The sequence below is a fragment of the Candidatus Obscuribacterales bacterium genome (genome assembly GCA_036703605.1).
Lineage (GTDB): Bacteria > Cyanobacteriota > Cyanobacteriia > RECH01 > RECH01 > RECH01.
On sequence record DATNRH010001222.1, the window covers coordinates 1 to 9,666 of the forward strand.

A 9,666-nucleotide genomic window follows, 5' to 3' on the forward strand; every position below is an offset into this window, starting at 1 on the left:
TTTTGAGGCAGAGGGGCTATTTTCTGCCGATGAGTTTATTGCAGCCAGCCAAGCAGTTCCCTACGATGCCTACCCATGGCTGCCTAGGGGGCTACCCCACGTCGAAGGGTTTCTCTATCCCGATACCTACGAACTTGCCTACCCTCTGACCGCAGAGATGGTTATCCGTCAAATGCTTGACCGCTTTGAGACGGTGGCGCTCCCCATCTATCAACAGTCCTCTCAATCCTCCTATACGATCCTGGAATGGGTCACCCTATCAAGTATTGTGGAAAAAGAGGCCGTGGTAGCCCAAGAGCGTCCTCTCATTGCCAGTGTTTTTGCAAAGCGCCTGCGAGAAGACATACCCCTCGGTGCAGATCCGACCGTGGAATATGGCCTGGGCATTCAACAAACCCCCGAACAACCCTTGACCTTGGCTGAGGTGAGGACACCCTCTCCCTACAATACCTATATCAATCCAGGTCTACCTCCAACCCCTATTTCTAGTCCAGGTTTGGCTAGCCTAGAGGTCTCCTTAGATCCAGCCGATACCGAGTACCTGTACTTTGTAGCTCGCTATGATGGAACCCACGTGTTTAGCCGTACCTTAGAAGAGCATGAGTCTGCGCAAGGTCGTATTCGTGATGAAGTCGATGGCGATCGCTCGTCTAGTGCGGATCGGGTGAATTGAATCAAGGTACTCTTGAAGAGTTGACGGATTAATGTTCCTCTCTACATCCGATCTAGATTCTGTATTGCCCTAGGATGCAGCATGGATTATTTCGCTTAGGGATGCTAGATGGATGGTTTAGGAGCATGAGGGTATTGAAGAGCGATATCTCGCCCATTCGCCGTTGTGGTCTGCATTGGGGTTAACCTACCCTTTCGTTTGTTGTTTTGGGGGCTATTTAATTTGAGCAAGTTTCTACAGCCCGATTTAGTGCTGGGCAGTTCAGTACTCGACTTAACGCCAGAGATCATTCAGCGCTATGGGCTGCGTGGGTTAGTGCTGGATGTAGATGAGACACTGGTACCGATTTCCACCGCTGATATTCCCGATGACATTTATCAGTGGATTGAAGGGCTTAAGCCCATTGTATCGTTATGGCTTGTGAGCAATAACTTGAGCCAAACGCGAATTAGTCGGATCGCTCAAGCGCTAGATGTGCCCTATATTTTGGGGGCACGCAAACCATCTCGCCGTAAACTCCGTCAGGCCGTGGCGGCGATGGATATTCCGGTACATCAGGTGGGCATGGTAGGCGATCGCCTATTTACAGATGTGCTAGCCGGGAATCGCTTGGGCATGTTTACGATCTTAGTCGAGCCCATGGTTTCACCCACCCAAACGCGCCGCTGCTATCCTGTGCGTGCTTTGGAAGTGTGGCTGTCTCAACTTTTAGGGGCCTCTCTCTCCGTCCATCAGTCGATGCAACAAAACGATACGCAACGTAATCGGAACACATAGAAGTAAATATAAAGAAAACATTATGACTCGACCAATTTTTCTGGCGGTCTGGCATTCTAGCAATAGATTAAATGAGGTCAGCCCATATAAAGACCTTAACGATATAACCCTGTGAATACTTCAGTGAGGCACCAACTGCGACCTATAGCAGTTGGTGCTTCGCTATCTGAGCCCTATGACGTCATCGTTCACCGACCCTATGCATCTAATCTTGTACAGCAAACCTGGATGCCATCTTTGTGAAGGATTGCAGGAAAAGTTAGCCCAAGTAACTGCTGTGGCGATCGCCCTAGAGGTTCGAGACATCACCACCCAGGATGACTGGTTTCAAGCCTATCAATATGAGATTCCCATCTTGATGTGGGTACTGCCTGATGAGGCAGTCTTGCCGGAGGGCGTGGACAAAGGCAGTGCGCTGCGCTTACCGCGTCTCTCACCTCGGGCCAGCATTGCTCAAGTGGAGCAAATGCTACAGACATATCAGCGTCGTCATCAGCCAGAATAGAAGGATTGCATGTGAGGACGTGTTGACATGAAATTGCGTGAACTCTTAGCAACGGTGATCCAGGAAACGGATCTTCCCCATCATCCAGCGTTGGATCAAGATGTAACAGGGCTTTCAACCAATTCCCATGCCTGCCAGCCGGGGCATGTGTTTTTGGGAATGCCGGGAACGCGGGTGGATGGGGGCGAGTTTTGGCGCGGGGCGATCGCAGCGGGAGCGATCGCCGCCTTAGTGTCTCCAGCCGCCGCCCAGAAGCCTTTGCCGGATGGGGAGTATCCAGCGGCGGTGGCAGAGGGCTGTGTGGTTCCTATGGACGATATGCCAAAGGTCTGTGCTCAACTTGCAGCTGCTTTCTATGGACAGCCGGCGCGATCGCTCCACTTAGTAGGGGTGACGGGCACCAATGGCAAGACGACCACCACCCATTTGATTGAATATCTGCTGGGCGACTATCCTACGGCGCTCTTGGGCACCCTCTATGCCCGTTGGCCAGGGCATCAGGAAACGGCGGTGCATACGACACCCTTTGCTTTGGAACTCCAGCGGCAGTTAGCAGCGGCGGTGAGCGCCGGCAGTCAGTTTGGTGTCATGGAAGTCAGTTCCCACGCTCTAGCCCAAGGACGGGTGATGGGCTGTAGCTTTGAGGTGGCGGTGTTCACCAACTTGACCCAAGACCACCTAGATTTCCACAAGGATTTAGACGATTACTTTAACGCCAAGGCGCTGCTCTTTACGCCAGATTATCTGACAGGGCGAGCTGTGGTGAATTGGGATGATCCCTATGGTCGGCAACTCTGCGATCGCTTGCCGGCAGAGCGGCTGTGGACCTATAGCACCCAGGATGCAATCGCGGATTTATGGACAAGTGATTTGGTCTATGGCGTAGATGGGGTATCGGGACAGCTGCATACGCCTAAGGGCGCGATCGCGTTTCGTTCGCCGCTGGTGGGGCAATTTAACTTAGCCAATCTCTTGGCTGCTGTCGGAGCAGCGCTGCAATTGGGTGTAGATCTAGCAGCGATCGCCCAGCGCCTACCAACGTTTGCGGGCGTGCCGGGGCGTATGGAACAGGTGCAGATTCATAAAAAGCAAGATATTAGCGTCATTGTGGACTATGCCCATACGCCAGACAGCCTGGAAAACCTACTGAAGGCGGCCCGGCCGTTCATTCGGGGACAGATGATCTGTGTGTTTGGCTGTGGAGGCGATCGCGATCGCACCAAGCGACCGCAGATGGGCGCTATTGCAGCCCGCTTGTCCGACGTAGCGATCGTCACGTCAGATAACCCGCGCACTGAAGATCCAGCCCGAATCCTAGACGATATTGTGGCGGGCATTGCACCGGAAGCAGAGCCGCTGGTGATTGGCGATCGGGCTGAGGCGATTCGCACCGCCATCCTGCAGGCTAAGCCAGGAGATGGGGTATTAATTGCCGGGAAGGGGCACGAAGACTATCAAATTCTGGGCACAGAGAAGGTGCATTTTGATGATCGTGAACAGGCCCGAGATGCCTTAATGGCCCGCTACGCCTAATCTAAACCTCCCCCTGATGCTGGTGGAGAAGCGAGCAATCGGGGGGAGTTAGACGGTTGATCGGGTTGCCTTCATTCAATTAGGCTGTTTCCATCCAGTCAAAAATTCGATCAAGCTGTTCCAAAGTAATCAAGCCATATTTCCAGAGGATCATCGGCAAGGGCCCCGGATCTTGTTCGCAATGGCGTAGGGCAATGGAAATAGCTGAGGAGGAAAGAGATAACTCCTCTTCTAGGAATTGGACGAGTCGGGTGTAAGTCTGTGGGGTCATAGCGCGATCACCTCCTGGGGAATGACTTGAGGGACAAGGGTTCTTAGGCAAGGATGGAGGAACGCTCGATGTTGAGCAAGTGTTCCTAGAGTAGGGAGAAATCTAGGGGCGATCGCCTACCTTGAAAGCCTGTTCATCAACTGTTAGGACGACAAACAGGGCGGGAGCGATCGCTGCCAGCCAGGCATGATCTTCAAATCCCTGACGAACCATTCCGGACTCAAGTATCCTGCTTGGGTGAAAACTTAAAATTCTGTTACGTAGGATACAGAATTTTGTAGCAACCTGACAACTAGTCCGGAATCATAATTTAGCAAAGTCTCTAGGGTTTGTATAGGTCAATTGGGTGAATTTCTCCGATGGATTGAATAAGTTTTGATAAAGGCATAAAAGGCATGGGGCAGATGGCTATCCTAGGGCACTATCCTTCAAATTCAGCGCTGCAGGATGATTGCACGCTGGGGTTGGTTAGGGGAGAGTCACCGATCGCTTCTTTTACTTGGGGAATAGCGGCATCGTAGGCTCCGCGCAAGAGCCAGCAGTCTTGGTTGGAGAGGCTGGTTTCGGTGGCGATCGCCCCTAGTAGGGCCTGCAGGGCTGGGTTGTCTGGATCGGTGGCGAGTAATCCGGCACAATGTTGCCCGACAATATTATCCGTCGCTAGGTCGTCCTTGAAAATATCGCCCACGAGGTCATTGGTGGTGTAGGCACCGGAGAGTAGCCAGCATTCGCCTTGGGTAAAGCGATCTAAGACGCGATCGCTGACGCTGCCAGCACTTTCTTGTTCATCTAAAATAACGGACACATCCACTAGCGCCATGGAGGTTTCTTCTCTCAGAATTTCGGAACATTGAGTAGCCACATCAACGGGGGCAGCGATCGCTTCATGGGTAGCGATCAGGTCACCCGTCAGCAGCAAGGCCGCTTCAATATTGCCTTCATCCCAGTGCTTAACCAGCTGCTCGCAGGCGGGAGCGGTTAATCGCATGGTTAGCTCCGGTGTTTCTGACGTGTCATCCTGCGAGACCTCCTCGGTATCGTTGGGGATGTCCATCGTTGTGACAGTGGAGGACGAGGGCGTAGACGTTGAACCACAAGCGGCTAAACCTGCACTGAGGGCGATGAAAATGCCCAGCAACCAACACCGATCCGTTGCATGATGAACCATGGGGATGTCTCCGTTCTTTGCAAGATAAGGTTAGAGTTCACCTAGTTCTTCGCCGATGGCTTTCGAATCCCGGAGGGGTTGTATAAATGTTTCGTAAACTGTGCCAATCTAGACTGAGAAGATTAGACTGGGCTTTGCCCGTAGGTGGGTAGAACCGCTGACCAGTCGGGGCGTTGACCTTGCTGCCATGCTAAGTTTGCTAATGTCAAGATTGATACTACGGACTCCCCTAACCCATCGATCGCTTCGACCTCATGATCGGGTTTGGGATGGGCAGCCAGGTAGGTTTGCCAGCCTGCTTGAGAAAATACGGTATCGGGCACTAAGGCGACTAGGGTAGCTTGGCCATTTTGGGGCGATCGCTGGATGGTGTAGATTGCGCCGTAGACTTCTTGACGACGGGCGGCCATGTGAACGGCGATGTGCAGGGGATGGTCTAAAGCAGCGAACTGATCTGGTGAATAGAGTGATGTGGCGGTGTGCCAAGCGATCGCTCCTAGGGTGGAGATGCCGAAAAGAGGAATGTTGAGCTGCTGGGCCAGGGTGCGGGCGGTGACCACGCCGATGCGAGTGCCGGTGAAACTACCGGGGCCAATGGCAACGGCAAGATAGGCCAACTCTGCCCACGTTTGAGGTTGAATAAAAGTCTGGAGATAAAGGTGGAGCTGGCTGGAAATGTCTCGCCCGAGAGGCCAGACTTGAGAGCGGCGATCGCTGCCCAGATTGGATCTAGATGGAACTGAGCTAGATAGATCTGAACTGGATGGGTCTGAACTGGATAAATCTGAGAGAGAGGCTATGGCAAATCCTAGATCAGGACTGGAGGTATGAATGGCTAAGGCGTAAGATGGGGATGCAGGGGTCATGAACAATTAGGGTTAAACAAGGCCAGATTGAGGTGGACAGGTGGGGGGCGATCGCGGCTATTCGTTCATATTCTTATAGGTAGCCACGGCAGAGGGTGATATGCGGTTGAGATATCGAAAAATCCAGTACTTGAAGACCGTATCTAAAATCACGGGAAACGTAGCAATAAATAAGAAAATGAAGTCTCGATTGGCAGGTAGCCCAAAGTGCCGAGAGATGCCTTCCAGAATGATCTCCCACCCGTGGGGGGAGTGGAATCCAACGAAAGTATCGGTGAATAGGATAATAATAAAAGCTTTAGCGCTGTCGCTCAGTCCATAAATTAGTTCATCTATGAAGGATTTAAGCACAGCAATTTCTGCCTTGCTGCGAACGAGGACGAGAGCAAAGACCAAGACTGACAGAAAGTCGGCAAAGATGTTTTTGATGGAATCGGAGCTGCGCCAGTAAAACTCGTCCTGAATTTCTGCGGCTTTTTCCTTAATGCGAGACTCCATCTCTTCGGATGAAATGGCGGGTACTTGCCCAATTAAAATCTTGAACCGCAGATGTTCTTCATAGCGGCTGAGTTCTTCTAGGGCCTCTTCTTCCATTTCGCTGTTGAGGAAGATGATGGCGCTATCTTCATGGCGGGTTTGGTCGACAATGGGGCCCACGAGGAAATTTTTGGCAACTTGCTGGGTTAATAAAGGGGCGATCACTAAAATCAAGATGAAGCGCAGGGAGACAAAGGTGCGGACTTTGGAATCGCGAAAGGTTTCCACAACCTGGTCTTCAGCTTTAGGATCTAATTCGCGGCGGATACGATCGACGGTACGCAAAATGGAGCGAGGTAATACTCCGGTTTTATCCGCAAAGGAGGCCACGTCATCACGCGGTGCGGCGCGGCGCGGTGTTGGGGATGGGCCAGGCGTGGGGCTACCTAAGGATGCTGGGTCGAGGCTAGGATCTGTGGCGGTGACGACGAGAGGAGCGCGGCGGGTGGGCGTATAGCGCTTGGGGCTATAGCGATCTAACACGTCGTCAATAAACCGCAGTTTCTTAAAAATGAGGGCGGGTTTGTCAATAATATTGACGTTGGCTTCACCGGAGCGATCGTCTATCTCCACTTCTGTGATGCGGGCATTGGAGAGGCGAACGACGGAATTGCTGGCCTTAAATTCTGCTAAGCGCCTGCGCGCCGTTTCGAGATTTTTCTTCAGTTCGCCCTGGAAGTAAGCTTGGGTGCCTTCGCCATAGTTGCCCACGTCGGCGGAGATGCGATCGCCATTGAAGTGATTCTCTTCGATGCTGCGGATCCTGCAGGCGGCTGCATAGGCCTCGTCTAATGCGCGATCGGGGGTTTTGAGCCACCATTGATTGACCCGGCGCAAATATCGTTTAACGGTGCTTGAAAGTGCTGATGTCATAATGATAGGGGAACGATTCACCCACAGGGTTGAGACGAGTTGAGCTGAGAAGGATCATCTCTGAGCGGGTGGGCAACGGTCGCTGGATGAGTGGGTGAAGCAATGGGCGCTAGGCTCACGTTCACAGACTCGTTGGAGGGGCGATCGCCTCAGGACGGCTAGGCAATAGAATGGGGATGCATGGGCAGGAGGCGTATCTCTATGACCTAAAGTATCTTTAAGTAGATAGACTCAATTAAATGGAGCTTGCCGGGTTTCGACGTCGCTCAACCCTCTTCTCATCAGGATTAGAGCATTGAGCGACGTCGAAATGCTTACCAGTAACTATGTCCCCTCACGTATGACCTAGATAGAGTCAAGATGTGAGTAGTATCATATCAAATCCCTTTAGGAACGATAGGTGTCTTCTGGATTTCTCTGGATTGTTGGAACAACACGCAGTGGTAAGACGGAACGCTTGGTGCGCCAGTATGCCCAATGGGCGCAGGATCAAGGCGCTACCCTTCGTCCGATGGTGGTCTTTGCGGCCAATGGCGATAATCGCCTAGAGCTGGTCGATCGGTTGCTTGATACTCAGGTAGCCGTACCGTTTGAGTCGCACACGCCCTTAGGATTTTTTCAGAAGGAGGTGATGCTGTTTTGGCCTCTATTAGCCCAATCTCTGCAGCTTACAACACCTTTCCCAGTACGGCTGCGGCCGGAGACAGAACAGGCCCTGGCCACCCAGGTATGGCAACCGCTGCTAGACGGTGGCCCGCTCCAGCAAGAAGGGGTGCGTCAAGCGGTGATGGTGCGGCGATCGCTGGATATCTGGCAGTTGGCGGCATTGAGCGGTACGGCGATCGCTGATATTCCTGCTCGGCTAGAGGCGGGGCTGGGAGAGATGGGCGGCACGCCCGATCTGTGGCACCACACGGGAGAGGCGCTGCAGCAGTGGCGGCGCTGGTGTTTGCAGCGGGGGTTGCTCACCTATGGTTTGATTACAGAACTCTATGGTCAACACCTCTTGCCCAATCCCCAGTATCGATCCCATCTCACCTATCGCTATGGGGCGCTGCTGGCGGATGATCTAGATGAGTATCCGGCGATCGCTTTTGATTTATTCAGTCAGTGGCTGGATGCTGAGATTCCTTCCCTGTTCACGTTTAACCCCGAGGGGGCGATTCGTCTGGGACTGGGGGCCGATCCCCGCTGTATGGAGCAGTTGGCCCAGCGCTGTCGCCAGGAAATGCTAAGCACGAATCCGGAACAATCCTTGGGCGATCGCTTGGGGGTAGACAGGGTATTGAGTTGGCTGGCAGAGCCGCTGTGGGTGGAGGTGCCGGAGACAGTGCAGGCGATTCAAACCACGGCGCGGGGCAGTCTTTTGCGCCAGGTGGCAGAGCTGATTGCTGAGGCCATTCATTCGGGGCAGGTGGCGGCCCATGAGGTGGCGATTATTGGCCCAGGTTTAGATGCGATCGCTCGCTATACGCTGCGGGAGATTTTGAACAGCCGTGGCATTGCGCTGATCTCGTTGCATGATCAGCAGCCCTTGGTGAGCTATCCCAAGGTGCGATCGCTGCTGACGCTGTTGGCCTTGATCTATCCGGGGCTAGGGCCGTTAATTCAGGCGGATGCGGTGGCCGATATGCTGGTGGTGCTGAGTCAACAGCCGATGCCCGTCAGCGATCGCGGCGGGGATGTCTCTATCGATCCGGTGCGGGCTGGCCTGCTGACCGATCATTGTTTTGTGCCCGATGTGCAACATCCCCGCCTGCTGGAGGCCACGGCGTTTCCGCGCTGGGATCGGTTGGGCTATCAGGCTACGGAGGCCTATGAAGCGATTCGTGGCTGGATTGCTACCCAGAAACAGCAGCTTGATTCATCACCGGTGCCGAAGCCACTGAAACCGATCACCTTGCTGGATCGGGCGATTCAACAATTTTTCCACGGCGGCACGGCGCTGCCCTACGATCAACTATCTGCTCTGCGAGAGCTGATGGAAACCGCCCAGCACTACTGGGACTTGGATGGACGGTTGCGACAGACGGGGCACCACCATCTGCCCGATGCGGCAGTGGTCGGCGCGTTTATTGACCTGCTGCAGCATGGCACGATTACGGCGGATCCCTATCCCCTGCGTTCGATGGGGCGATCGCCGGATGCGGTGACCCTGGCAACCCTGTTTCAATATCGATCGCAGCGCTGTCATCATCGTTGGCATGTTTGGCTCGATGCCGGCTCCCCCCTGTGGCTAACCGGAGGTGGCCCGCTTGTGGGTGCGCCCATATTTCTCAGCCATTGGTCTGGCCAGCCTTGGACGGCGGTGGAGGAACAAGCCGACGATCTGGCCCGCCTTCAACGTCAGGTGGCTGATCTGCTCAGACGGGTGAGCGATCGCCTCTATCTTTGCCATAGTGATTTATCCACCAATGGTCAGGAACAGGTGGGGCCTCTGTTGGCGATCGTCAATGCCGCCAC

General features: G+C 53.7%; 9 protein-coding genes. 5 read left to right on the plus strand and 4 right to left on the minus strand.

Annotated features, from left to right (window positions below; translation table 11 throughout):
• The 4 genes from mltG to V6D20_25235 form a co-directional block, all read left to right on the plus strand.
• A partial coding sequence (gene mltG, locus V6D20_25220; GenBank protein HEY9819083.1) for an endolytic transglycosylase MltG occupies positions 1-673 on the plus strand: 673 nt, incomplete at its 5' end.
• 222 nt (positions 674-895) lie between these two features.
• Positions 896-1,450, plus strand: a complete 555-nt coding sequence (locus V6D20_25225; protein HEY9819084.1) for a YqeG family HAD IIIA-type phosphatase — start codon at positions 896-898, stop codon at positions 1,448-1,450.
• Positions 1,451-1,625: 175 nt separating this feature from the next.
• On the plus strand, positions 1,626-1,955 hold the full coding sequence (locus V6D20_25230) for a glutaredoxin family protein (protein HEY9819085.1): 330 nt from the start codon (positions 1,626-1,628) through the stop codon (positions 1,953-1,955).
• Positions 1,956-1,982: 27 nt separating this feature from the next.
• Entirely contained in the window at positions 1,983-3,488 is a 1,506-nt protein-coding gene (locus tag V6D20_25235) for a UDP-N-acetylmuramoyl-L-alanyl-D-glutamate--2,6-diaminopimelate ligase (protein HEY9819086.1), read from the plus strand.
• A gap of 79 nt (positions 3,489-3,567) precedes the next feature.
• Here V6D20_25235 and V6D20_25240 read toward each other — a convergent pair whose 3' ends face one another.
• The 4 genes from V6D20_25240 to V6D20_25255 form a co-directional block, all read right to left on the minus strand.
• Positions 3,568-3,759 (minus strand): DUF2949 domain-containing protein, encoded by a 192-nt coding sequence (locus V6D20_25240; protein HEY9819087.1) that lies wholly within the window; start codon positions 3,757-3,759, stop codon positions 3,568-3,570.
• A 421-nt stretch (positions 3,760-4,180) separates the two neighbouring features.
• The gene (locus V6D20_25245) at positions 4,181-4,927 is read right to left on the minus strand and encodes a hypothetical protein (GenBank protein HEY9819088.1); all 747 of its coding nucleotides are present in this window, start codon (positions 4,925-4,927) and stop codon (positions 4,181-4,183) included.
• Positions 4,928-5,049: 122 nt separating this feature from the next.
• Entirely contained in the window at positions 5,050-5,793 is a 744-nt protein-coding gene (gene tsaB / locus V6D20_25250; protein HEY9819089.1) for a tRNA (adenosine(37)-N6)-threonylcarbamoyltransferase complex dimerization subunit type 1 TsaB, read from the minus strand.
• A 57-nt stretch (positions 5,794-5,850) separates the two neighbouring features.
• Positions 5,851-7,203: a proton extrusion protein PcxA gene (locus tag V6D20_25255; protein ID HEY9819090.1), complete on the minus strand. Its 1,353-nt coding sequence runs from the start codon at positions 7,201-7,203 to the stop codon at positions 5,851-5,853.
• Between the two features lie 400 nt (positions 7,204-7,603).
• Here V6D20_25255 and V6D20_25260 point away from each other — a divergent pair.
• On the plus strand, positions 7,604-9,666 hold a 2,063-nt coding region (locus V6D20_25260; GenBank protein ID HEY9819091.1), incomplete at its 3' end, for a hypothetical protein.